Source organism: Bradyrhizobium genosp. P (genome assembly GCF_049949265.1).
Lineage (GTDB): Bacteria > Pseudomonadota > Alphaproteobacteria > Rhizobiales > Xanthobacteraceae > Bradyrhizobium.
In genome coordinates this window covers 197,435-219,916 of the sequence record NZ_CP188195.1, presented here as the reverse complement: position 1 = coordinate 219,916, position 22,482 = coordinate 197,435, and the positions used below count along the sequence as shown (strand labels likewise).

General features: G+C 63.7%; 23 protein-coding genes and 2 pseudogenes. 13 read left to right on the top strand and 12 right to left on the bottom strand.

What is annotated here, in order from left to right; translation table 11 throughout:
* Nucleotides 1-63: 63 nt before the first annotated feature.
* Together ACP2YO_RS01105 and hslV are read right to left on the bottom strand one after the other, a co-directional pair.
* Nucleotides 64-549 (bottom strand): GNAT family N-acetyltransferase, encoded by a 486-nt coding sequence (locus ACP2YO_RS01105; protein WP_426438259.1) that lies wholly within the window; start codon nucleotides 547-549, stop codon nucleotides 64-66.
* 2 nt (nucleotides 550-551) lie between these two features.
* Complete coding sequence (hslV, locus tag ACP2YO_RS01100) at nucleotides 552-1,109, bottom strand: ATP-dependent protease subunit HslV (RefSeq protein WP_426438258.1); 558 nt, start codon at nucleotides 1,107-1,109, stop codon at nucleotides 552-554.
* Between the two features lie 192 nt (nucleotides 1,110-1,301).
* On the opposite strand from hslV, the gene hisB reads away from it, so the two are divergent.
* From hisB to ACP2YO_RS01060, 8 genes are all read left to right on the top strand, one after another.
* Nucleotides 1,302-1,895, top strand: coding sequence for an imidazoleglycerol-phosphate dehydratase HisB (hisB, locus tag ACP2YO_RS01095; protein ID WP_426438257.1), 594 nt, complete (start codon nucleotides 1,302-1,304; stop codon nucleotides 1,893-1,895).
* Between the two features lie 83 nt (nucleotides 1,896-1,978).
* Nucleotides 1,979-2,509, top strand: coding sequence for a DUF2628 domain-containing protein (locus ACP2YO_RS01090; protein WP_426438256.1), 531 nt, complete (start codon nucleotides 1,979-1,981; stop codon nucleotides 2,507-2,509).
* On the top strand, nucleotides 2,506-3,156 hold the full coding sequence (gene hisH, locus ACP2YO_RS01085; protein ID WP_426438255.1) for an imidazole glycerol phosphate synthase subunit HisH: 651 nt from the start codon (nucleotides 2,506-2,508) through the stop codon (nucleotides 3,154-3,156). The genes ACP2YO_RS01090 and hisH overlap by 4 nt, the downstream gene beginning before the upstream one ends.
* The gene (gene hisA / locus ACP2YO_RS01080; RefSeq protein WP_426438254.1) at nucleotides 3,153-3,881 is read left to right on the top strand and encodes a 1-(5-phosphoribosyl)-5-[(5-phosphoribosylamino)methylideneamino]imidazole-4-carboxamide isomerase; all 729 of its coding nucleotides are present in this window, start codon (nucleotides 3,153-3,155) and stop codon (nucleotides 3,879-3,881) included. The genes hisH and hisA overlap by 4 nt, the downstream gene beginning before the upstream one ends.
* A 71-nt stretch (nucleotides 3,882-3,952) precedes the next feature.
* On the top strand, nucleotides 3,953-4,729 hold the full coding sequence (gene hisF / locus ACP2YO_RS01075; RefSeq protein WP_426438253.1) for an imidazole glycerol phosphate synthase subunit HisF: 777 nt from the start codon (nucleotides 3,953-3,955) through the stop codon (nucleotides 4,727-4,729).
* A 145-nt stretch (nucleotides 4,730-4,874) separates the two neighbouring features.
* Nucleotides 4,875-5,198 carry a phosphoribosyl-ATP diphosphatase gene (locus ACP2YO_RS01070; protein ID WP_426438252.1) on the top strand — a complete coding sequence of 108 codons (324 nt, stop codon included), beginning with the start codon at nucleotides 4,875-4,877 and terminating at the stop codon, nucleotides 5,196-5,198.
* Nucleotides 5,199-5,232: 34 nt separating this feature from the next.
* Entirely contained in the window at nucleotides 5,233-6,189 is a 957-nt protein-coding gene (coaA, locus tag ACP2YO_RS01065) for a type I pantothenate kinase (RefSeq protein ID WP_426438251.1), read from the top strand.
* 196 nt (nucleotides 6,190-6,385) lie between these two features.
* On the top strand, nucleotides 6,386-7,426 hold the full coding sequence (locus tag ACP2YO_RS01060; RefSeq protein ID WP_426437609.1) for an IS110 family transposase: 1,041 nt from the start codon (nucleotides 6,386-6,388) through the stop codon (nucleotides 7,424-7,426).
* 297 nt (nucleotides 7,427-7,723) lie between these two features.
* On the opposite strand, the gene ACP2YO_RS01055 is transcribed toward ACP2YO_RS01060, so the two are convergent.
* The 3 genes and pseudogenes from ACP2YO_RS01055 to ACP2YO_RS01045 form a co-directional block, all read right to left on the bottom strand.
* Nucleotides 7,724-9,973, bottom strand: a complete 2,250-nt coding sequence (locus tag ACP2YO_RS01055) for a response regulator (RefSeq protein WP_426438250.1) — start codon at nucleotides 9,971-9,973, stop codon at nucleotides 7,724-7,726.
* Between the two features lie 114 nt (nucleotides 9,974-10,087).
* Nucleotides 10,088-10,555, bottom strand: a complete 468-nt coding sequence (locus tag ACP2YO_RS01050; RefSeq protein ID WP_426438248.1) for a hypothetical protein — start codon at nucleotides 10,553-10,555, stop codon at nucleotides 10,088-10,090.
* Nucleotides 10,556-10,672: 117 nt separating this feature from the next.
* Nucleotides 10,673-11,581: pseudogene (locus tag ACP2YO_RS01045) on the bottom strand (YifB family Mg chelatase-like AAA ATPase); the annotation flags it as partial.
* A gap of 36 nt (nucleotides 11,582-11,617) precedes the next feature.
* On the opposite strand from ACP2YO_RS01045, the gene ACP2YO_RS01040 reads away from it, so the two are divergent.
* Genes ACP2YO_RS01040 through ACP2YO_RS01030 form a run of 3 tightly spaced genes read left to right on the top strand, consistent with a single transcriptional unit; the run spans nucleotide 11,618 to nucleotide 14,197 of the window.
* On the top strand, nucleotides 11,618-11,815 hold the full coding sequence (locus ACP2YO_RS01040) for a hypothetical protein (protein ID WP_426438247.1): 198 nt from the start codon (nucleotides 11,618-11,620) through the stop codon (nucleotides 11,813-11,815).
* Between the two features lie 10 nt (nucleotides 11,816-11,825).
* Nucleotides 11,826-13,433: a recombinase family protein gene (locus ACP2YO_RS01035; protein ID WP_426438246.1), complete on the top strand. Its 1,608-nt coding sequence runs from the start codon at nucleotides 11,826-11,828 to the stop codon at nucleotides 13,431-13,433.
* A 5-nt stretch (nucleotides 13,434-13,438) separates the two neighbouring features.
* Complete coding sequence (locus ACP2YO_RS01030; protein WP_426438245.1) at nucleotides 13,439-14,197, top strand: ParB N-terminal domain-containing protein; 759 nt, start codon at nucleotides 13,439-13,441, stop codon at nucleotides 14,195-14,197.
* Nucleotides 14,198-14,397: 200 nt separating this feature from the next.
* Here the strand turns inward: ACP2YO_RS01030 and istB are convergent, their stop codons facing one another.
* Both istB and istA read right to left on the bottom strand, forming a co-directional pair.
* Complete coding sequence (istB, locus tag ACP2YO_RS01025; RefSeq protein ID WP_426433809.1) at nucleotides 14,398-15,141, bottom strand: IS21-like element helper ATPase IstB; 744 nt, start codon at nucleotides 15,139-15,141, stop codon at nucleotides 14,398-14,400.
* Between the two features lie 11 nt (nucleotides 15,142-15,152).
* Nucleotides 15,153-16,691 carry an IS21 family transposase gene (gene istA / locus ACP2YO_RS01020; protein WP_426443134.1) on the bottom strand — a complete coding sequence of 513 codons (1,539 nt, stop codon included), beginning with the start codon at nucleotides 16,689-16,691 and terminating at the stop codon, nucleotides 15,153-15,155.
* A 269-nt stretch (nucleotides 16,692-16,960) separates the two neighbouring features.
* Between istA and ACP2YO_RS01015 the strand changes: the two genes are divergently transcribed.
* The gene (locus tag ACP2YO_RS01015; RefSeq protein WP_426438244.1) at nucleotides 16,961-17,101 is read left to right on the top strand and encodes a hypothetical protein; all 141 of its coding nucleotides are present in this window, start codon (nucleotides 16,961-16,963) and stop codon (nucleotides 17,099-17,101) included.
* Nucleotides 17,102-17,216: 115 nt separating this feature from the next.
* Here the strand turns inward: ACP2YO_RS01015 and ACP2YO_RS01010 are convergent, their stop codons facing one another.
* Nucleotides 17,217-17,663 carry a hypothetical protein gene (locus ACP2YO_RS01010; protein WP_426438243.1) on the bottom strand — a complete coding sequence of 149 codons (447 nt, stop codon included), beginning with the start codon at nucleotides 17,661-17,663 and terminating at the stop codon, nucleotides 17,217-17,219.
* Nucleotides 17,664-18,038: 375 nt separating this feature from the next.
* Between ACP2YO_RS01010 and ACP2YO_RS01005 the strand changes: the two genes are divergently transcribed.
* Nucleotides 18,039-19,250: an AIPR family protein gene (locus tag ACP2YO_RS01005; protein ID WP_426438242.1), complete on the top strand. Its 1,212-nt coding sequence runs from the start codon at nucleotides 18,039-18,041 to the stop codon at nucleotides 19,248-19,250.
* A gap of 159 nt (nucleotides 19,251-19,409) precedes the next feature.
* On the opposite strand, the pseudogene ACP2YO_RS01000 reads toward ACP2YO_RS01005, so the two are convergent.
* From ACP2YO_RS01000 to rsmI, 4 genes and pseudogenes are all read right to left on the bottom strand, one after another.
* A pseudogene (locus ACP2YO_RS01000) lies at nucleotides 19,410-20,048 on the bottom strand (magnesium chelatase domain-containing protein); the annotation flags it as partial.
* A gap of 87 nt (nucleotides 20,049-20,135) precedes the next feature.
* Complete coding sequence (gene gshB, locus ACP2YO_RS00995; protein ID WP_426438241.1) at nucleotides 20,136-21,083, bottom strand: glutathione synthase; 948 nt, start codon at nucleotides 21,081-21,083, stop codon at nucleotides 20,136-20,138.
* Nucleotides 21,084-21,117: 34 nt separating this feature from the next.
* Nucleotides 21,118-21,501 carry a YraN family protein gene (locus ACP2YO_RS00990; protein WP_426438240.1) on the bottom strand — a complete coding sequence of 128 codons (384 nt, stop codon included), beginning with the start codon at nucleotides 21,499-21,501 and terminating at the stop codon, nucleotides 21,118-21,120.
* The gene (rsmI, locus tag ACP2YO_RS00985) at nucleotides 21,488-22,441 is read right to left on the bottom strand and encodes a 16S rRNA (cytidine(1402)-2'-O)-methyltransferase (protein ID WP_426438239.1); all 954 of its coding nucleotides are present in this window, start codon (nucleotides 22,439-22,441) and stop codon (nucleotides 21,488-21,490) included. The genes ACP2YO_RS00990 and rsmI overlap by 14 nt, the downstream gene beginning before the upstream one ends.
* Nucleotides 22,442-22,482: the final 41 nt, after the last annotated feature.

Below are 22,482 nucleotides of genomic sequence, written 5' to 3'. Positions count from 1 at the left end.
GGCTCTAGCTAGGTTGAAAGAACTGTCTCGGCAAGCGCCGTTCCGCGCCTGCGACATTGGGGGTCAGGTCTCGCGGATCATCAGCAGCGCCGCTCCGTCGGGCATATCGACCATGTGTGTCTTCTGGAAGCCCGCTTTCTCATAGGCGCTCACCGCCCGCGTATTGGCCGGATCGGGGTCGGTGACGACACGCGGAGCGGCCCGCGCCACCTGGTGGTCGATAAAGTCACGGATCAGTGCTGCGCCGTGGCCATGCGCGATCATGCCGGGTTCGCCGATGAAGAGATCGATGCCGCGCGTGCCCGCCGGTTGGGTGCCGAAGCCTGAATTCCATGCTGTCACGTCGTAGCACTGGATGTAGCCGAAATCGCCGTCCGCGGTCGCGACGATGAACTGATCCATCGCCGGCTCGTCGAGGTCGCCGCTGACGAGCGCATATTGCTCGGCCGGATCGCCCCACCACTCCCGGACATGCGGCAGCCCTAGCCACCGCTTGATCTGCGGCAGGTCATCCGTCGTCATCGAGCGAAAGCGGTAGCGGGCGGCCATGCTCAGCCGCCCAGCGATTCGATCGTCACGTTCCGGTTGGTGTAGACACAGATGTCGGCCGCGATATCGAGCGCGCGGCGCACGATGGTTTCGGCGTCCTTGTCAGTATCGATCAGCGCGCGGGCCGCGGCGAGCGCATAATTGCCGCCCGAGCCGATCGCGATCACGCCGGACTCGGGCTCCAGCACGTCGCCGGTGCCGGTCAGCACCAGGGAGACGTCCTTGTCGGCGACGATCATCATGGCCTCCAACCGGCGCAGATAGCGGTCGGTGCGCCAGTCCTTGGCGAGTTCGACGGCGGCCCGGGTCAACTGCCCCGGATATTGCTCCAGCTTGCTTTCCAGCCGTTCGAACAAGGTGAAGGCATCGGCTGTGGCACCGGCAAAGCCGCCGATCACGTCGCCCTTGCCGATCCGGCGGACCTTCTTGGCGTTGGATTTGATCACGGTCTGGCCGATCGAGACCTGCCCGTCGCCGCCGATCACCACCTTGCCGCCCTTGCGGACCGTGCAAATCGTGGTGCCATGCCAGACCGGCAGCTCATTTTGGGATGCTTGCATAGGTTACCTCTCTTCCGGGCAGATTTAGGCGGTCGGGCAGGGGGTTACAATCGGGCCATTTGGAGCGTTTTCGAGTGAAAATTCCGGTCACCATGCCCCGAAGTCGGGGCATTTCGGCGTCATCCCGCAGTAGCGAAGGTGCCATCGGCCTGTTAAAAGGCCCACGATTTCGGCACGGGAAAGCTCATTTTCATGCGCACCGCAACCATCAAGCGCAAGACCAAGGAGACCGACATCGAGGTGACGGTCAACCTCGACGGGGCAGGCATATCCACGGTTTCGACCGGGATCGGCTTCTTCGACCATATGCTCGACCTCCTGGCCCGGCATTCGCGCATCGACATCGCGGTGAAGGCGGATGGCGACCTCCATGTCGATTACCACCACACCACCGAGGACGTCGGGATCGCGCTCGGGCAAGCCGTGAAGCAGGCGCTCGGCGACATGGCCGGCATCACCCGCTATGCCTCGATCCACATGCCGATGGACGAGACGCTGTCGCGCGTCGTGATCGACATTTCCGGCCGTCCAGTCCTGGTGTTCAAGGTCGAATTCCCGCGCCACAAGATCGGGGAATTTGACACCGAGCTGGTGCGCGAGTGGTTCAACGCGTTCGCGATGAACGCCGGTGTGACCCTCCACGTCGAGACCCTATATGGCGAGAACAGCCATCATATCGCCGAATCCTGCTTCAAGGGTTTGGCGAGGGCGCTCCGCACGGCGATCGCGATCGATCCGCGCAACGCGGGCGAAGTGCCCTCCACGAAAGGCCAGCTCGGCGGCTGACCCTGGCGCATGATCCGGAAAAGTGGGTACCGGTCTTCCGATAGATCGTGCTCAAAAAAACAAGCTTCTCGGCGGAGTAACCAATGCCGGTCTACACAGTGCACGCCCCCGTGGCGGATGGTGCCGATCTCGCGGCGACCGACAAGTTTACCTTCGTGCGCGACGGCTTCCATTTCTGGGCCGCGGTCGTGAGCGTGATCTGGCTTGCCCGGCATCGGCTGTGGCTGGCGCTGATCGGCTGGATCGTGCTCACCTTTGTCATCGATTTCGGATTGGCGACGCTCGGCGTCGGCGGCGGCGCGATCCTGTTCGTTGACCTGATACTGGCGCTGCTGATGGGATTCGAGGCCGCCAGCCTGCAACGCTGGACGCTGTCGCGGCGCAAATGGCGCCAGCTCGACATCGTCGTGGCCGATAACGAGGAAGCTGCCGAACGCCGCTTCTTCGAACGCTGGACGGCGCGCCATCGCGGTGTCGTCAACGACCAGCGGTCGGTCGATCGCGGCGCGCCGCCCCCGACCCGTGGCGTTCCTGGCCAGCCGTTCTCAAAAGCCCCGCCGCTTCCGCAAGGCGGCATTATCGGACTGTTTCCAGAGCCAGGAGGATCGCGATGAGCGTTGCAATCATCGACTACGGCTCCGGCAATTTGCATTCAGCCGCCAAAGCCTTCGAGCGCGCCGCGCGCAGCATGGAGGAACCGCAGAAGATCATGGTGACGCGCGATCCGGACGCGGTGTATCGCGCCGATCGCATCGTGCTGCCCGGCGTCGGCGCTTTCGTCGATTGCCGCCGCGGTGTCGACGCGGTCGATGGCATGCTGGAGGCCCTCACCGAGGCTGTCAGGGTCAAGGCGCGACCGTTCCTGGGCATCTGCGTCGGCATGCAGCTGATGGCGACGCGCGGCAAGGAGCACGTCACGACCGACGGTTTCAACTGGATCGCGGGCGACGTCGAGAAGATCCAGCCGCGCGATGAAAACCTGAAGGTGCCGCACATGGGCTGGAATACGCTCGATCTCGTCCGCGAGCACCCGGTGCTGGAGCGGCTGCCGCTCGGGCCGAAGGGCCGCCACGCCTATTTCGTGCACTCCTACCACCTCAACGCCGCCAACGAGGCCGACGTGCTGGCATGTGCCGACTATGGCGGGCCGGTGACTGCGATTGTCGGCAAGGACACTGCGATCGGTACCCAGTTTCACCCCGAGAAGAGCCAGCGCTTCGGCCTGGCCCTGATCTCGAATTTCTTGAAGTGGAAGCCGTGATCCTCTTTCCCGCGGTTGACCTGAAGAACGGCCATTGCGTGCGCCTCGAGCAGGGCGACATGACGCGCGCCACCGTATTCAATCTCGATCCGGCGGCGCAGGCCCGTGCCTTCGCCGCGCAGGGTTTCGAATATCTCCACGTCGTCGATCTCGACGGTGCGTTTGCGGGCAAGCCGATGAACGCGCAGGCAGTCGAGGCGATGCTGAATGCCGTCACCATGCCGGTGCAACTCGGCGGTGGCATCCGCGATCTCAAGACGATCGAGGCCTGGCTCGACAAAGGCATCACGCGCGTGATTATCGGCACTGCTGCGGTGCGCGATCCCGACCTCGTGAAGGGTGCGGCGAAGAGATTCCCCGGCCGGGTGGCCGTTGGCCTTGATGCGCGCGACGGCAAGGTCGCGGTCGAAGGCTGGGCGGAGACCTCGCAAGTGACCGCGCTCGACATCGCGCAGCGCTTCGAGGATGCCGGGGTTGCCGCGATCATCTTCACCGACATCGCCCGCGACGGGCTGCTCAAGGGTCTGAACCTCGAGGCCACGATCGAGCTCGCCGAGCGCATTTCCATTCCGGTCATCGCCTCCGGCGGCTTTGCCTCGATCGACGACGTCGAGGCGCTGCTCGAGCCGCGCGCTAGGAAGCTGGCCGGCGCGATCGTTGGGCGTGCGCTTTATGACGGCAGGCTCGATCCCGCCGCCGCACTTCAACTGATCCGCAGCGCATAGCTTACGTTTGACGCGTTTTCTTCACGCGAACCGGTGCCCACTTCGCTCGAAAACGCTATGAGGAGACGAGTATGTTCAAGGTTCGCGTGATCCCCTGTCTCGACGTCAAGGACGGGCGTGTGGTCAAGGGCGTCAATTTCGTCGACCTGCGCGACGCCGGCGATCCGGTCGAGGCGGCGATCGCCTACGACGCCGCTGGCGCCGACGAGCTCACCTTCCTCGACATCACCGCCACCCATGAAAACCGCGGCATCATGCTCGACGTGGTGCGGCGGACGGCGGAAGCCTGCTTCATGCCGCTGACCGTCGGCGGCGGCGTCCGCACCGTGGAAGACATCAAGACCCTGCTGCGCTTTGGCGCCGACAAGGTCTCGATCAATTCCGCGGCGGTCAGCCGGCGCGAATTCGTCAAGGAAGCGGCCGAGAAGTTCGGCGAACAATGCATCGTGGTCGCGATCGACGCCAAGCGGGTCAAGCGCGCCGGCGGCTCGGAGCGCTGGGAGATATTCACCCATGGCGGGCGCAATTCGACCGGGATCGACGCCATCGAATATGCCCAGGAGGTCGTTGCGCTCGGCGCCGGCGAAATCCTGCTGACGTCGATGGACCGCGACGGCACCCGGCAGGGTTTTGATCTGCCGCTGACCCGGGCCATTGCCGACAGTGTTCCCGTACCGGTCATTGCATCCGGCGGCGTCGGTAACCTCGACCATTTGGTCGACGGCGTCCGCGAGGGGCACGCCACCGGTGTGCTGGCCGCCTCGATCTTCCACTTCGGGGAATTTACCATCCGCCAAGCCAAGGATCACATGGTGCGTGCCGGGCTGCCGATGCGCCTCGATCCCTAAAGCGTGATCCGGAAAAGTGGAAACCGGTTTTCCGAGAGGATCACGCTCAAACAAGGTGATCCGGGACTCCTTGTCACAAAAATGCTAAGCCCCATTTTGGGAATGGCATCCTTGCGGTGCCGGCGCACGAGCTTGAGTTGAGTTGATGTCGCGTTTTACGATTCACGATTTGGCCGCCACCATCGATGCCCGTGCTGCAACCGGCGGGGAAGCGTCCTACACCCGCAAGCTGCTCGACAAGGGCGCGGAGCACTGCGCCAAGAAGCTGGGCGAGGAAGCGGTCGAAACGGTGATTGCCGCGGTAGAGAATGACCGCGATCATCTGATCGCCGAGAGCGCCGATCTGCTGTTTCACCTGCTGGTTCTGTTGAAATCACGTGACGTGAAGCTGGAAGACGTCGAGGCGGCGCTAGGGAAGCGCACGTCGATGTCCGGACTGGAAGAAAAGGCATCGCGCAAGGGCAACTAGCACGCACGATCGAGCGCATTGAGAGAGCCGCCTCATGGACATCCGGGCACCAGATCAGCAATACAACCCCTACCGCGTCTTCACGCGCAAGCAATGGTCGCATCTGCGTGACGATACGCCGATGACGCTGGAGCCGGGCGAGTTCGACCGTCTGCGTTCGATGCACGATCGCCTCGACTTGCAGGAGGTCGAGGACATCTATCTGCCGCTGTCGCGGCTGCTGTCGATTTATGTCGATTCGACCCAACGGCTCTATTACGCGCAACGCCAGTTCCTGGCGATCCGCGACCGCAAGATGCCCTACATCATCGGCGTCGCGGGCTCGGTCGCCGGCGGCAAATCCACCACCGCGCGCGTGCTGCAGGCGCTGCTCGCCCGCTGGTCGCCGCGGCCGAAGGTCGACCTGATCACGACGGACGGCTTTCTGTATCCGAATGCCGTGCTCGATCGGCAGGGCATCATGCAGAAGAAGGGCTTTCCGGAAAGCTACGATCTGCCGACACTGCTGTCGTTCCTCAGCGACATCAAGGCGGGCCGGCGCCATGTGCGCGCACCAGTCTATTCGCATCTGACCTACGACATCGTGCCGAACAAATGGGTCGAGATCGACCAGCCCGACATCCTGATCGTCGAGGGCGTCAATGTGCTGCAAACCGGACGGTTGCCGCGCGACGGCAAGGCCGTGCCGTTCGTCTCCGACTTCTTCGATTTCTCGGTCTATATCGACGCCGACGAAGCCGCGCTGCGGCAGTGGTACGTCAAGCGCTTCCTGGCGCTCCGCGACACCGCCTTCACCGATCCCAAGTCCTATTTTCACCGCTATGCGCTGCTGTCGGACGAGGAAGCGACCGCGACCGCGATCGCGATCTGGGAACGCACCAACCTCGCCAATCTCGAGGACAACATCCTGCCGACCCGTCCCCGCGCAACGCTGATTCTGAAGAAAGGCGCCGACCACGTGGTGCAATCGGTCGCGCTGCGGCGGCTGTAGTCCGCAAAGGCCGATCACATCGCCGGTGTCGTCCCCGCGAACGCGGGGACCCATAACCACAGGCGTTGGCGATTTGCAATGCTCTGGCCCCAGCGGGTCGTAAAACCAAACTCGGTGGTTGATGGTGTGGACGGCCCCCTACGGCATCAGTGTGCCAGAATGAGGTTGTTGCAAATCTCAGACAAGGGAGCCGTCCGTGAGAGAGATTATCCGCATTGGAATGGATACGTCGAAGTATATTTTTGTGCTGCATGGGGTTGATGCGGCGGAACAGCCTGTGTTGCGCAAGAAGCTTGCGCGCAAGCAGGTGCTGGAGTTCTTCGCCAAGTTGCCGCCGACCGTGATCGGGATGGAGGCCTGCGGGGCCTCGCACCATTGGGCACGGGAGCTTCGCAAGCTGGGCCACGAGGTGAAGTTGATGGCGCCGCAATTGGTGAAGCCCTATGTGTCGCGGAACAAGAACGACGGTCGGGATGCGGAGGCGCTGTGTGAAGCGATGAGCCGGCCGAGCATGCGGTTCGCGCCGGTCAAGACGGTCGAGCAGCAGGCCGCGCTGATGCTGACGGGTGTCCGCGCTGGATTGATCGCCCGGCGCACCCAGCTCGGCAATATGATCCGCGGCCATGCGGCGGAGTTTGGCCTGATCGGGGCCCAAGGGACCGACAAGATCGAGCCGCTGCTGGCGCGGATTGCGCAGGACGAGACGCTTCCTGCCCTGGCACGCGAGCTGTTTACGGTGCTGGGCCGCGACTACACCAGACTCGTGGGCGAGCTGCAGGAGATCGAAGCCAGATTGATGGCCTGGCACCGCTCCGACGCCGTGGGCCGGCGTCTGGCGCAGATCCCTTCTGTCGGGCCGATCGTTGCAACGACGCTCGTGATGAAGACACCCGATCCCCATGCTTTCCGCTCCGGCCGTCACTTCGCAGCCTGGCTCGGCCTCACCCCCCAGGATCACTCCACCGCCGGCAAAACCAGGCTTGGCAAGATCACGCGGGCGGGCGACGAGGACCTGCGCCGCCTGCTGGTGATCGGGGCAACGGCGGTCATCCAGCAGGCCAGACGCGGGCGCGGCCATCACTCGCGCTGGCTGTTGGCACTGATCAAGCGCAAGCCACCGAAGCTTGCCGCCGTGGCGCTCGCCAACAAGGTGGCCCGCATCGCCTGGAAGCTGATGGCGACCGGCGAGAGTTATGACGCCGCACGGATCAATGCCACCGCGGCAGTCGCCGTCTAACAGATTGGCCGGCTGGCGGGCTCGCTCGTCAGCCGACCCGGAGCTGCAGGAGCAGATGGAGCGATCGATCGAGCAACGATGCGAGACAGTCCGTGGGACCCATCGGCCGTCAACAGGCCGCGTGGTTGTTTGGAACTCGCATCGCGCAAACCATCTTGGCCAGCGATCCATCCGATCGCACTCAAAAGGCCGGACATATGGATGCAAGCGATCCGATCCGCTCAAAAAGCTCTTGTGCCACGGGGGCCGTCCACATATGGGTCCCGGCTTTCGCAGGGACGACAGTGAGTTTACGGCCTACGCGGCGAGATGCCGCGACGCGGCCAGGCCCGCGAGCGCCTCTTCCAGCTTCTCGCGGTCGAGCGGCTTGATCAGGAATCCATCCATGCCGGCTTCGAAACAGGCGTAGCGGTCTTCCACCAGCGTGTTGGCGGTCAGCGCCAGGATCGGCGTCTGGCGGCCGGACTGGGCCGCCTCGAGCGCGCGGATCTGCTTGGTGGTTTCGATGCCGTTGAGCCGCGGCATCTGGATATCCATCAGGACGAGATCATAGGGCGTGCCGGCGGACTTCGCCGACAGCCAGGACTCCATGGCTTGTTCGCCATTGGTGGTGATGACTGCATGGTGGCCCAGCCGCGCGAGCAGCGAACGCATCAGCAGCGCGTTGATTTCATTGTCTTCGGCGACCAGGATCGAGAGCCCCTTGTTCGGCGGCGCGGAGGGGGCGGTCGTGGGTGCAGGCTCGGCAAGGGCCTCGATTGCAAGGCTCGGTGGCGCGATCTCGGGCGACGCGGTCAGGCGCGCGGCGAGCGTAACCGCACGCAGCGGCTTGACCAAATATCCGGTGAAGGTCGGCGCAGCGGACCCCAGCAGCTCCTGGCGCGTGGCCGGCGTGAACATCACGATCCGATGGGTCGCGTGGGTGCGGGCGGCATTGGCCAGCGTCTCCATCGCTGACGTGCCGAGCGCATGGTCGATCAGGACCGCGTGCCACGTCCGCTCCGGCAGCAACGCCTCGGCCACCTCGGCATCCGACACCATGCAGGTCTGCGCACCCCAGCGTTGCAGCCGACGCGAGATCAGCGAGGTCTCGATGCTCTGTGGCGCGACCAGCATGATCGACTGGCCGGAGAAGTCTGGCGCGGCGAAGGTTTTGGCCTCGTCGGTGTCGGCGGCGGCGAGCGGGATCGATACCTCGAAGGTCGAGCCTGAGCCGGGCGTGCTCGCGAGTGCGATCCGCCCACCCATCCGTTTGACGATGCGATCGCTGATCGAGAGGCCGAGGCCGGTACCGCCATAGCTGCGCGCGATCCGCTCGTCAGCCTGCTCGAACTCCCGGAAAATGCGTTGCTGGGCTTCCGGGGCGATGCCGATGCCGGTGTCGCGGACCAGGAAGCTGATTTCGTTCGGCCAGATGCCGGGCTCGACGATCAGCGCGACTCCGCCGGTCGCGGTGAACTTGACGGCATTGCCGGCGAGATTGAGCAGCACCTGCCGCAGCCGTGCGGCATCGCCGGTTACCTGCAGCGGCAGCCGTTCGTCGACATAGGCGGCGATCTCGATGCCTTTGGCCTGCGCGCGGGGCGCCAGCAGCTCGGTGATTTCCTCGATCAGGCCGGATAGCGCGAAGGCGCGGTGCTCGAGGTCGATCTTGCCGGCTTCGATCTTGGAATAGTCGAGCAGCTCCTCGATCAGCGACAGCAGCGCGTCGCCGGATGTCTTGACCGCCTTCACGTAGGTCGTCTGCTCCGGCGTCAGCGACGTGTCCATCAACAGCCCGCTCATGCCGATGATGCCATTCAGCGGCGTCCGGATTTCGTGGCTGGCCATCGCGAGGAATCGCGACTTGGCGCGGTTGGCGGCATCGGCCTGATCGCGTGCTTCGGCCAGCGCGCGCTCGCTCTCGGTGCGATCGGTGACGTCGTGGCCGACGCTCTGTAGTTCGGCCGGGCGGCCGGCGTCGTTGCGGACGAGACCCTCGCGCCAGGCGATCCAGCGCGGCCCTTGCGGTCCCTCGATCTGCTGGTCGTGGATACGTGTGCCGTTGGCGTCGAGCGCGGTGTCGCCCTGTTCGAGGACTTTCAGCCCGGCACTGCTGCCGATCAGGTCGCTGCTCGGAGCCTGCGCCAGCTCGCAATAGGCGTCGTTGGCGTAGGTGATGCGGCCTTCGAGGTCGCGCAGCACGATCAGGTCGCCCTGTGCTTCGAACAGGTTACGGACGCGCTGCTCGGCCTCCTGCAGCTCCCAGTTGCGGTCGGCCATCGCTTCATTATGCGTGGCGATCGTGCGCAGCTTGGTGCGCATCAACCTCAGGCGGATGCCCAGCGTCACGATCCAGAGGCAGGCGAGCGCGAACAGGAAGCTGACCCCGAGCGCGAATAGATTGGGATCGTAGGCGCTCCTCTGCGACAGGGCGCCCGAAATGAATCCAAACGCGCCGCCGAACGCGGCGGAGAAGATCATGAAGGATCGGACGACGAACGTGATCCAGGGATGGCGCCGCAGAAAGCGACGAAAGCGCAACTTGATCCGGAAGATACGCCCCATCAATGGTGGCCCTGAGATAGCTTGGTCTGCCGACGACCATGCGTCGCCCGTCTTGCAAAGTGCTTGAGGTTGGTGACCGTTTCGCGCGGCGCTGAGAACAGGGTTAGCGAACGGTTAAAGCGAGGCGGCTTCGAGGCGGCGATGTCCACCATGGGCGCTGACGATCAGGGCCGCGGCCTCTCGTGCCGAGAATGTCTTCGACTGCACGTAGACGCGGTAGTCGAATGGACCGTCATGCGAGAGGTAGATCACGGGATCGGCCGCAGATGGGGCGCTGGAAATTGCGATCAGTTGCGGGACGGTGTTGCTCTCGCACGCGCCGGCTTCGGCGTCGTCGATGTCGTCGATCACGGTGAAGTCGGCGGTATCGGCACTGTCGGCGATCTGCACCCGGACGGTGGCAAGTCGGGGATCGTCGGTGAAGCTGACGTGAAGCTGCGCCAGCCAGGGGATCGACGCGATCTGCATCGCTGCGCCGCCAACTTCGATGCATGGCCGGGGCCCAGGCAGGAACTCGACGCGGGCAAACACTGCTACCACGGCAAGTGGGACCACTGAGGCCAGGATCTTGAAACGCAACATGACGCTACTCGCTCGACCCAAGCTACCTGCGGATCGCGGTGCTTATGGTTTGCGGAGCGTAAATAAAACTCGTTACCATCGCGTTGACGCGCACCGAAGCGACCCGAAACGCACGGATCAGGCGGCCCGCCGCAGATCATCCGCCAGCGCGCGGTAGGACAGCGCCTCAGCCAGGTGCAATCGCCCGATCTTCTCGGTGCCGTCGAGATCGGCCAGCGTGCGCGCGACCCGCAATACGCGATGATAGCCGCGCGCGGTGAGATGCATGCTCTCGGCGGCCTCGCGCAGCAGTTTCTGGCCCTGGGCATCCGGCTGCGCGATGGTTTCGAGCAGCGCGCTCGGCGCTTCGGCATTGGTGCGGATATGCGGCATATCAGCCGCGGCGTAACGCGCGAGTTGGATGTCGCGCGCGGCCGCGACGCGTGCGGCGACCTCGGCCGATCCCTCCGACGGCGGCGGCAAGATCAAATCCGCTGCGGTCACCGCCGGCACCTCGATCCGCAAATCGATGCGATCCATCAGCGGGCCGGAGATCCGCATCTGGTAGTCGGAGGTACAGCGGTCGATCGGTCCGCGCTTGCAGGAATAGCCGGGCTCATAGGCGCGGCCGCAACGGCATGGATTCATCGCGGCGATCAGCATGAAGCGCGCCGGATAGGTGACACGGTGGTTGGCCCTGCTCACGGCGACCTCGCCGTTCTCCAGCGGCTGGCGCAGCGAATCCAGCACCCGTGGATCGAATTCCGGCAATTCGTCGAGAAACAGCACGCCCTGATGCGCCAGCGAGATCTCACCTGGTTTGGCCCGCATGCCGCCACCCGTCAGCGCGGCCATGCTGGCGGAATGATGCGGGCTGCGGAACGGGCGCCGCGCGGTCAAGGCGCCGTCGCGGATTTCACCGGCGACGGAGGCGATCATCGAGACTTCGAGCAGTTCCGACGGCGACAGCGGCGGCAGGATCGAGGGCAGCCGTGCCGCCAGCATCGACTTGCCGGCACCGGGCGAGCCGATCATCAACATGTGATTGCTTCAGTGCCCACACTGGGCTAACTGGAGACAACCATGAACCGCATCACTACCGCACCCAGCCACCGCATCGTAACCGCAGCCATCAAGTGCAGTTGGTCCGTACAGACCGCAGGGGAACGCAAGCAGGCCCTTGGGGAGCGCATGGAGGCGTGGGCGCACCGCCTAGCCGTTCGGTGGGGCGTCGTCGATACCGTACTAGCCACGATCACCAATGAAGCCCTGAGCCGCTGAGGGGTTACCCATGGACACGCAGCGGCTCCCGAGGGCGTACAGTTACATTCGGTTCAGTACACCTGAGCAGGCGAAGGGCCACTCGCTCCAAAGGCAAACGGATGCCGCGAGAGCGTGGGCCGCTGCGGCCAAGGTCGGCTTAGATGATGAACTGACGTTCCGGGACAAGGGCGTCTCAGGCTTCACCGGGGCCAATCGAGAGACTGGCGAGCTAGGTGTGTTCCTAGAGCGCGTGAAGGACGGAACCATACCGCCCGGATCGTGGCTCTTGGTCGAAAGCCTCGACCGCATCAGCAGGCAGGCAGCACGGAGAGCAGTGAGGGTCATTGAGGACATCATCGAGCACGGGATCACCGTAGTAGACCTGTCGGACGGAGGACGAGAGTATAGCGCCGAAACACTAGAAAAGGATCCGTTCCTCTTCATGATGATGGTGCTGAAGTTCATCCGTGCCAACGAAGAGAGTGTCACAAAGGGTATGCGTGTAGCCAAGGCGCACGCAGCGAGGCGCCAGAAGTTCGGCGGACAGGAGAAGCTCACCAAGCCATACACGCTGAGGCTTCCCGGCTGGATACGGTGGAGTGACGAAAACGCGAGCTATGAGCTGATGGATCATCGCGCTGCGTTGCTGCGGTGGATGTTCGAGATGGCCGACGAGGGCATGGGCGCGCACAGCATCGCTTCACACCTCAACGACACCAAGGAAGACACGTGGGGCGCCGGGAAGTGGAAGGCGAAATACTGGCACCGCAGCTACGTCCGCAAGCTTCTAGCCAACAAGGCCGCCATAGGCATCTTCGTGCCCCACACGGTGCGGAAGGTAGATGGCAAACGCACCAAGCAACGAACGCCGCAGGAGCCTATTGCACACCGGTTCCCGGCCGCCGTGGATCGAGAGCTATTTGAGCGCGTCAATGCACGGCTGAGCACCACCGAGCCACGGGGGAAAAATGCCAACGCTCCGGTGCGGTCCATCTTCGCTGGGATCATGAAATGCCGCCATTGCGGAGGCACCGTCACTCGGATCAACAAAGGGGAACACGTGTACCTCGTGTGCGCCGCTGCGCACGCCAAGGCAGGAACCTGCAAGAAATACGAGAGCGTTCCCTATGCTGACGCAGTGAACACCTTCCGACATTTCCTGACGAGGACGCTTGACGATGCCCCGCGAGGGAATGACGCAGCACCACTCAATGACAGGATTGCACAGTTGCAGGTGGAGATTGAAGGAGGCGAGGTCAGGATCAAAGAACTGTTGGAACTGGCGATTAGCGACAAGAGCAAACACGCGCGACAGATGTTGAAGGATGCTGAGCAGCAGCTTGATGAAATGCGAGAGGCCCTACGGGAAGCCTTGGAGCGACGAGACACCCTGACGAGCACCAACGTCCTGAAGCGATTGGCTGCGGTGGAGAAGGCGCTCACAGAAGAGAACATGGACACCGAGGAGGCCAACAAGGCGCTGCGGAGCGCGGTGCGCAAGATGGTCATGCGGCCACAGGAAGGACGCCTAGATATCCTATGGCATCACGCTGAGGAGCCACAGGAGACGCTGTTCATCACGAGCCGCTTCGACTTCGAGGCTCATGACATGGAAGACGTGACGGAAGAGGACTGAGCCGAGTGGCCAAAAAGAAGACGCAGCGGAAGCGCACGCTTGTCCGCACCGACATCAAGACGCCACCTGACACTTACGAGACCATTGGTGACCTTGAGGCCCGCCTGAAGGCCGAGGGGCAGCCGCTGCATCCCGAGGACAGCAAGTCCGCCGTTGTGCTCAAGCGGGACACCATCAGGGTCGCGGAGAAAGCGTTCCAGTGGAGGCTTCCGAAGCGCAACATGGTGCCAAGGCATGACGTCATCTTTGATATGGCGAAGACGCTGCGCGATGGGCGCAAGCTGCCACCTATTGTCGTGTTCCCTGTTGGAGAAGCGTTCTACGTCATGGACGGGCACCACCGACTGGCCGCATACGACACGGCAAGCAAGAGTAAGGTCACTGCCAAGGTGTTCACGGGGACACTGGAGGATGCCGAGCGCTATGCGTTGCGCAGCAACTCTCGCGACAAGATACCGATGGCCAAGGGTGACAAGCTGGAAGCCGCTTGGAGACTTGTGCGGCAGGACAAGGAGAGGGACAGCATCGCCAGCATCGCGGATGACGCGAGCATTGCCGAGAGCACCGTGAGCAACATGAGGGCCGCACTGAGGAAGCTGAGGGAGCTTGAGGTGCCCGAGGACGACATCCTGGATATGTCTTGGAACAGAGCGCGGTCGAGGGCGCAGGGGATTGAGGAGCCAGCGGAGCTTGAGGACTGGATGCAGATTCCGATGATCTCGCCCGGGTGTACCGATTTGATCTCGCCCAGGATTCCGAGATGATCTCGCCCACTATTCCAATTTGATGTCGCCCGGGGCGCGAGGCGTTCTGGCTGTCTGGTTTCTGGCATCGGCGAAGCCGCGAGGTCAACCTTGAATCACGGCTTGAAGTCTTCGTTGTCTGTTGCTGCATCTGCTGTGGGCATGTGGGCAACGCACTTCGCGTTGTCCAAGCGCAGCGGCATGTCCACAGCGCCACGGGTTCAGGCCTTCCGGCCGGGTTTGCGGGTTCGCCGCATGCTCTCGCCGTTGAGGTCGATGCGGTGGGCGTTGTGGACCAGGCGGTCGAGGACGGCGTCGGCGTAAGTGGGGTCGCCGATCAGCGCGTGCCATTGATCCACCGGGAGCTGGCTGGTGACGATGGTGGAGCGGCGACCGTAGCGGTCCTCGAGGATCTCCAGGAGGTCGTGGCGGGCCGTGGCATCGAGCGGTTCGAGGCCCCAGTCGTCGAGGATGAGCAGATCGACGCGGCCAAGCGCCCGCAGCAGACGGGAGTGGCGGCCGTCGCCGCGCGCCAAAGCGAGATCGGTGAACAGCCGGGGTGCGCGCTGATAGAGCACAGAGCGATTGTCGCGGCAGGCCTTGTTGCCGAGCGCCGAGGCGAGCCAGCTCTTGCCGACGCCGGAGGGCCCGCAGATCAAAAGGTTGACGTGGTCGTCGATCCATCCGCCTTCGACCAGCATCGTCAAGAGACTGCGGTCGAGGCCGCGCGGGGTGCGATAGTCGATGTCCTCGATGCAGGCCTGCTGGCGCAGCTTGGCGTATTGCAGCCGCTTCGACAGTCGCTTGTCGCGCCGCAATGACGCTTCGCGTTCGAGCAGGAGGGCAAGCCATTCGGCGTGGCCGAGGCTTGCGGCCTCGCCGCCGGCTTCGATGTCGGCAAAGGCCTTGGCCATGCCGTGAAGGCCGAGCGTGTGGAGTTGATCGAGAGTCGGATGATTGAGCAAGACGTGATCTCCTAGTTGTAGTAGCGCGGCCCGCGGATGTTGGGATGAAGGATCGGCGCGTCGTCCGCGGAGCGCTTGGGTGAAGGACGCCGATCGAGATTGTTGGCGAGGATCGACTTGACCGAGCCGTAGGTGCGTGCGCCGATGTCGATCGCCCGCGCGGCGGCGGCATCGAGCCGCTCGTGCCCGTAGGATCGGGCAAGCCGGATGATGCCGAGACAGGCGCGGAAACCCTGTTCCGGATGCGCGCGCTCGTCGAGGATCAGGTCGCAGAGCGCGGCGGTGGCCGGCCCGATCGAGGCTGCGTCCTTGCGGATACGCTCGATGGTCCAGCCGGCGTAGCGCCGATGACTGGAGGCCATGTGCTCCGGCACGGTCGTATGCTTGTGGTTGCCGCTCATGCGCTGATGCGCGGCGATCCGCTCGCCCTTGTGGAAAATCTCGACGGTGCGGGCGGTGAAGCGAACCTCGACCTCGACGCGGACGAAGCGATGCGGAACGCTGTAGTAATGCGCCTCGACCTCGACGTGATAATCGATGCTGACCCGGCAGATCCGCCACTCGGCGAACACGTAAGGGCTCTGCGGCAAGGCCTTTAGCGCGGGCCGGTCGATCTCCTCCAACAGCTTGCGGCGGGTGATGCCGAGCCGTCGGATCGGCCGCTCCTCGTTGAGCCGTATGAGCAGTTCGGCGATCGCCGCGTTGACCTCGGCGAGGCTGTGGAAGATGCGGTGGCGCAGCCGCCCAAGCAGCCAGCGCTCGACCATGAGGACCGCCTGCTCGACCTTCGCCTTGTCCCTCGGCCGTCGCGGTCTGGCCGGCAGAATGGCGATGCCGTAATGCGCCGCCATGTCGGCGTAGCTGCGGTTGATCTGCGGATCGTAGAGGCAGGCCTTGATCACTGCGGTTTTGGTGTTGTCCGGCACCAGCAGCGCCGGCACGCCACCGATCGCCTCGAAGGCGCCGACGTGGCCGCCGATCCAGTCGGCGAGCCCCTGCGTCCAGGTCGCCTGCGCGTAGGTGAAGCTCGATGCGCCGAGCACCGCGACGAAAATTTGCGCGGTGCGCCGCTCGCCGGTCAGCCGGTCGATCACGACCGGCACGCCGTCGCCGGCATAGTCGACGAACAGCTTGTCGCCGGCTGCATGCGACTGGCGCATCGTGACCGACAGCCGGCCTTCCCAGGTGCGGTAGAGTTCGCAGAAACGCGAATAGCGATACCCGCCGGGTTCGCCCGCGATGTACTCCTCCCACAGGATCGACAGCGTCACGTGCTTGCGCCGCAGCTCGCGGTGCACCGCCGCCCAGTCCGGCTCGGATTGCCGGCGATGGCCCCGCCGGGTGCCAGAACCGGCGCCGCCCCCCGCGAACAGCCGGGCCTCCAGGACAGGATCCGTCAGGTCATCGCTCAACGGCCAGGTCAAGCCCGCCGCCTCGAACCGGCGGATCGTCAAACGCACCGTCGACGGCGCCGTTCCCAACCGCCGCGCAATCTCACGGGTCGGCATCCCGGCCGACTTCAATCTGATCACATCGCGCACATGGCGCATCGCAAACCTCTCCGTCGGCATCCAGGTCCCCTTCGCAAAGCCGAAAGGCGGGACCGTAGCGGAGCCAGAAGAGGCCTCGTCACCCCCGGGCGACATCATCCCGGAATGGTGGGCGAGATCATCTCGGAATGGCGGGCGAGATCAAATCGGAACGGTGGGCGACATCATTCCGGAATGGTGGGCGACATCGAGCGGAATCAGCAGACTGGAGGGAGGCCGAGGCGCAGAAGCTTGTGGACGCCATAGTGCGTGCGAAGCTGGGAGGACAGATGACCAAGAACCCGGACATCACCGCAATCGCCTTGGCCAAGCTGAACGACGGGCTACCGCAGGCCCTTATGGCCGCGTGGGAGGAGCCCGATGAGATACGGTTCGATCCGCATGATGAGACGCCTGACGACCCCCTGTAGGCCGCTCAAGTCCCCATCCACTACACTCCCCATTTGGGGAGGTACCGATTGGGTCCGAAACGGTCCTAAAGTTTATCGCTATATCGTGAGGCCGCCCCAGGTCGAAGCAGGCTGATCATTTCTGAGCCAGCTTGTGACACCACCGTTCGTCAGCCTTGAGCACGGCGTCATCCATGTAGTTCCCAGTGAGAGCCCGCTGCTCGTTTGCCCGAGCGACATAGACCGCGACCATGGGCTTCATGCCCTCGCTGATTTCGTGAGGGTCAGCCCATTTCGGATCGATGCGCTTCTGAACGTCAACCGCCCGGCCGAAGAAGAGCGAACCTAGCTCTCGAAAAGGCCTCTGCTGAGGATCGGTATCGGCAAAACCGCCCGCGATCATGACGTAGAGGCTCGTGCAGCGCTGCGCAGCGAAGCCCTCGGCATCCAGCCGGCTACCCGGATAGACGGCAACGACTTCCTGTATTGTCTTCATGGCCGGTGACGCTTGTACCGAACTAATGACAACGGGCAGCACACAAGCAATCGCCGGCAAACAAGCACAGAACACCGAAACCCGCACTCTTCAGCCCCAACCTCGACAAGCGCGAACGATACCGATGGACACCCAAGGGCTCAATCAGACCTATTGCGGTATTGAGCCACGCCGCAGACGTGAGCCCGAAGACGCCTGCCAGCCTTAAGCACCGAATTTTGAAGTCGGGGGGTGGGGGTTCGCTCAATTTAGGGTCCGGGGCGAAACTGGGGCCCCAAACTTTTCCAAAGCGCAGGTCGGTTTTTGCCATTGACGAAATCATTTGCTCCACGAGTTACCGGGGAATACCGCATTTTATGGTTGACGGAACCCGATGGGATCTGGCATGGGGGCTTCACCGACTATTGCTGAGGGCCGCAGATGTGGCCACTCGGGTCAAGTAGCGGCGCAGAAAGAGACCAAATGACTTCTCCAAAATCGGGGAAGCACGCCCCCAATCGCGTGCGCCTTAACTACCAGATTGTCCGCAACACGACGTCGCCAGACGAAAAAGAACTGGGTGTGCAGTCGTTCGTCGTCAATCTCCCGGCTTGGGAAATCCTCAAGCTGAACACCAAAGAAAACCTCCGCGCATATCTCGCTGAATACAACCCGCGTAAGCGCAATCGGGTTCACGACGCGATCCGTGATACAATCGTGAATGAGCCGCAGCGGTTTATCGTTCGCAACAGCGGGTTTGTCATTACCGCCGCCGCAATTACAGTAGACGACAACGGCAAGTACATTTCCCTGCTGGACCCGAGCATTATCAACGGCGCGCAGTCCCAAGGTGAGATTAAGGCCTACCATGACGAGTTGGTCGAGACCGAGGGTTTCGACGAAGACGAAGAGCCCTTGTTCTACGTTAGGGCATCAATCATCGTAGACCCCGATGCGAGCGAGGTGACTGAGACCGCCATCGCCCGGAACATCGCAACCCCCATCAAGAGCCTGACCGAGGCCGGGGCGCGGCACCAGCTTGACGATTTGGAGAAGAGCATTCGGCGGGTGCTTCCGGGTGCCAAGATCCGCAAGGCGGAAAGCGACGACGAAGATGTCATTGACACCCGTCGCGTCCTCCAGCTGACGCGGTTGCTGATGCCGTCATCTGTCTCGGGCAATTACTCGGCCGCAGAAAAACTGAGGGCGTACAAGAACCCTGAGCAATGCCTTACGAACTTCTGCACGTGGCATGACGATAAGAAGACAGACGCAGCTGCGCGGGCGAAATACGATTTCACCGTGCAGATTGCTCCGTACGCGCTGCAGGAGTACCGGAAGTGGGAAACCCATCCGGCATGGAATGGGCATCAGATCTGGGGCGAAACCAAGAAGGGGGGCAGGGCGGTTCGCCGCGACGACACCAACAAGGTGGCGTGGGTATCGCCCGGCATCATCTTCCCGTTGTTGGCCGCGCAGAGCGAGTTCGCAGTCAAGGATGCTGGCGGGCAGTGGTCTCTCAAGAAGCCCAGTCGCTTCCGTGAAGAGGAAATGGTTCTCCGCACCGTCAATCAGTTCAGGGCCCACAATAGCGACCCCATGGTCATGGGGCGTTCGGAAGCGGCCTATGACGCGCTGCGCATCTACCCGCAGACCTTGGTGGAGGTTTTGCGAGAACTGCAGTCAGGCAAGTAGCTCACCGCGCGGCTGATACAAGATGGGGGCTCGGCATCACGCCGGGCCTCTTGCGTTTGGGCCATCACATCCGGAGCATTGAATCTGAAAGCCTCGGGATCGTCAAAACGGCGCCCGGCACTTGGAGGGACCTATTTCCCATTGACGAAATCACCTGAAGAGATGATGTCCGCCGGCGGCTGCGATCTCGAGCGCGCGCTTGGCACTTTCCTGGCCCTTGATGTCGCGCAGGTCTAAGAGCGTTGCCTCGCGCTCGTGCACCTTTGGCTGCGGGCGCGACAGGAGCTGCGTGCCCTTGAAGTGATTGGCGATCTGGATCAGGGACTGCGCTGCGATGATCTGGATGTCCGGACTGGCCCAGGCCGCCTCCGAGCCGCACGCCGCCGGGCAGATCAGCCCCTCGCCGCGCGAATTGGCGCCGATCGCGGCCGGCAGCACGCCCGCCACCGGTGCGAGCGAGCCGTCAAGCCCGAGTTCGCCGAGCACGGTGAAGCCGCTCAGCGCATCGGGCGGGATCGCCCCGATCGCGGCCATCAGCCCGAGCGCGATCGGCAGGTCGTAATGGCTGCCTTCCTTTGGCAGGTCGGCCGGGGCGAGATTGACGATGATCCGGCGGGCGGGCAGCGCCAGGCCAGAGGCGATCAGCGCAGAACGAACCCGTTCCCGCGCCTCCGACACCGCCTTGTCCGGCAGTCCAACGATGGCAAAGGCCGGCAGTCCGGGCACGACCTGCACTTGCACGTCGACCGCGCGGGCCTCAATCCCCTCGAACGCAACGGTCGAAACGCGCTGGACCATGCCACCCCCATCTTCCGCCATCGAAGGTAGCGGAACCGGGTGCAAAGCGCAAGAACATTACGGGAACGCTTGTGGCGACGCGGGTACCTATCTCGCGGCGCGCTTGGCCTCGATCGTATCCCAGATCTTCGCTGCAACGTCGGGGCCGTTAAGCCGCTGGATCGCGCGGATACCGGTCGGCGAGGTGACGTTGATCTCGGTGAGATTGCAGTCGATCACGTCGATGCCGACGAACAATAGCCCGCGCTCGCGCAGCGCCGGGGCGAGCGTCGCGCAGATTTCGCGCTCGCGGTCCGACAGCTCGGTCGCCTTGGCCGCGCCGCCGCGCACCATGTTCGAGCGCAGATCGTCCGCGGCCGGCACGCGGTTGACGGCGCCGGCGAACTCGCCGTCGACCAGGATGATGCGCTTGTCGCCATGCTTGACCTCGGGAAGGAAGCGCTGGATCACCCACGGTTCCTTGAAGGTGACCGAGAACATGTCGAACAGCGAGCCGAAATTCATGTCCTGCGGCAAGACGCGAAACACCGCGGCGCCGCCATGGCCGTGCAACGGCTTCATGACGACGGCGCCGTGTTGATCGCGGAACGCGTTGATCTCGTCGAGGTCGCGCGAGATCAGTGTCGGCGGCATCAGCTGCGGGAAGTTCATCACGAACAGCTTTTCCGGTGCGTTGCGCACGCTGGCCGGGTTGTTGACGACCAGCGTCTTCGGATGGATGCGCTCGAGGAAATGGGTCGAGGTGATGTAGGCGAGGTCGAACGGCGGGTCCTGCCGCAGCAGCACGACGTCGAAGGCATTGAGCGGCGCGCGCTTCGGCTCGCCCAGGGTGAAGTGATCGCCGATCTCGTCGCGCACGGTGAGAGGTTGCAGCGGTGCGACCAGCTCCTCGCCGCGCAGCGACAGTTTGTCCGGCGTGTAATAGGAGAGGCTGTGGCCGCGCTTCTGTGCCTCGAGCAGCAGCGCGAAGGTCGAATCGCCGCGGATGTTGATGCGCGCGATGGGGTCCATCTGGACGGCGACGTTCAAAGTCATGGGGGCGTGTCCCGCGAGGTCTGGAGGGAGTTCTTCAAGTGCTTGCGTCGAATGCCGCTAACAGATGGCGCGGCAAGCTCTTCGGCGCAATCAGGACGGCGTCGAATCTGAGATCAAATTCGGCATGCTCGGGATGCGTCATCAGCCAGGCCTGGGCGGCATCGATGATGCGCCGCTGCTGGCGCGGCGTCACCGCATAGGCGGCGTCATCGAGGCTGGCCCGGGCCTTGACCTCGATGAAGGCGATCAGATTACGCCGGCGTGCCACCAGATCGATCTCGCCATAAGGCGTGCGGAAGCGCTTGGCCAGGATGCGATAGCCCTTGGCCATTAGATAAACAGCGGCGCGGCTCTCGGCGGAGAGGCCGGTGCGGAATGCCGCGACACGTTCCGGCGAGGCGCTGTCAGTCTTCGCCATCGTCGCCCCTGACGTCCTTGGCGATCTCCAGCGCGCGGGCATAGACCTCGCGGCGTGGCCGTCCCGACAATTCGACCGCATGCGCCACCGCATCCTTGACGCTGCTGCGCACAAGCGATGCACGCAACAGATCGTCCAGCGCATCCTGGCCCATCACGCCGGCATCGTCTGCGGGCGGACTGACCACGAGTACGAACTCGCCGCGCGTCTCAAGCGTGTCCGCGCGCGCCGCAAGCTCGGCGAGCGGGGCGCGCTGGATATCCTCGTGCAGCTTAGTCAGCTCGCGGCAGATCGCGGCGTCGCGCGCGCCCATGATCGCGGCGAGATCGCGCAAACTGTCCTGCACACGATTGCCCGACTCGAACATCACGAGCGTCGAATCGATCCTGGCGAGTTCGGTGAGCCGCGCGCGCCGCGCATGTTCCTTTGCCGGCAAGAACCCTTCGAAGAAGAACCGGTCGGTCGGTAGCGCCGCAACCGACAGCGCTGTCAGCACCGAAGACGGTCCGGGCACCGCGATCACCTGGTGTCCGGCGGCGCAGACCTCGCGCACCAGCTTGAAGCCGGGATCCGAGATCAGCGGCGTGCCGGCATCCGAGACCAGCGCGATCGAGGCACCCTGCGCCAGCCGTTCCAGGATCTTTGGCCGCGCCTGCGCGGCGTTGTGCTCGTGATAGGGCTTCAGCTCGGCTGTGATCGCGTAACGCTCGGTCAGCCGGCGGGTGATCCTGGTGTCCTCGCAGGCGATGATGTCGACGCCGGCCAGCGTCTCCAGTGCGCGCAGGGTGATATCGCCGAGATTGCCGATCGGCGTCGCCACCAGATGCAGCCCGGGCGTCGCCTTGGAGGCCGTCAGCACCTGACCGCCAATGGAAAAGGTCCGGTCCGCGGGACCGGTCGTGGCATCGGAATTGTGGAGGGAGCTGGCTTTTGCGCGCATCATACCAATCTAGAGGGATGGCAGTGCTTTCGCCAACATCC

Coding starts and splice junctions, on each gene's coding strand:
- ACP2YO_RS01050 (WP_426438248.1), bottom strand. CDS start 10,555: ATGTTGCGTTTCAAGATCCTGGCCTCAGTGGTCCCACTTGCCGTGGTA.
- coaA (WP_426438251.1), top strand. CDS start 5,233: ATGGACATCCGGGCACCAGATCAGCAATACAACCCCTACCGCGTCTTC.
- ACP2YO_RS01105 (WP_426438259.1), bottom strand. CDS start 549: ATGGCCGCCCGCTACCGCTTTCGCTCGATGACGACGGATGACCTGCCG.
- istA (WP_426443134.1), bottom strand. CDS start 16,691: ATGCGCCATGTGCGCGATGTGATCAGATTGAAGTCGGCCGGGATGCCG.
- ACP2YO_RS01015 (WP_426438244.1), top strand. CDS start 16,961: ATGACCAAGAACCCGGACATCACCGCAATCGCCTTGGCCAAGCTGAAC.
- rsmI (WP_426438239.1), bottom strand. CDS start 22,441: ATGCGCGCAAAAGCCAGCTCCCTCCACAATTCCGATGCCACGACCGGT.
- gshB (WP_426438241.1), bottom strand. CDS start 21,083: ATGACTTTGAACGTCGCCGTCCAGATGGACCCCATCGCGCGCATCAAC.
- hisH (WP_426438255.1), top strand. CDS start 2,506: ATGAGCGTTGCAATCATCGACTACGGCTCCGGCAATTTGCATTCAGCC.
- ACP2YO_RS01090 (WP_426438256.1), top strand. CDS start 1,979: ATGCCGGTCTACACAGTGCACGCCCCCGTGGCGGATGGTGCCGATCTC.
- hisB (WP_426438257.1), top strand. CDS start 1,302: ATGCGCACCGCAACCATCAAGCGCAAGACCAAGGAGACCGACATCGAG.
- hisF (WP_426438253.1), top strand. CDS start 3,953: ATGTTCAAGGTTCGCGTGATCCCCTGTCTCGACGTCAAGGACGGGCGT.
- ACP2YO_RS01035 (WP_426438246.1), top strand. CDS start 11,826: ATGGACACGCAGCGGCTCCCGAGGGCGTACAGTTACATTCGGTTCAGT.
- ACP2YO_RS01055 (WP_426438250.1), bottom strand. CDS start 9,973: ATGGGGCGTATCTTCCGGATCAAGTTGCGCTTTCGTCGCTTTCTGCGG.
- ACP2YO_RS01040 (WP_426438247.1), top strand. CDS start 11,618: ATGAACCGCATCACTACCGCACCCAGCCACCGCATCGTAACCGCAGCC.
- ACP2YO_RS01005 (WP_426438242.1), top strand. CDS start 18,039: ATGACTTCTCCAAAATCGGGGAAGCACGCCCCCAATCGCGTGCGCCTT.
- ACP2YO_RS01070 (WP_426438252.1), top strand. CDS start 4,875: ATGTCGCGTTTTACGATTCACGATTTGGCCGCCACCATCGATGCCCGT.
- hslV (WP_426438258.1), bottom strand. CDS start 1,109: ATGCAAGCATCCCAAAATGAGCTGCCGGTCTGGCATGGCACCACGATT.
- ACP2YO_RS00990 (WP_426438240.1), bottom strand. CDS start 21,501: ATGGCGAAGACTGACAGCGCCTCGCCGGAACGTGTCGCGGCATTCCGC.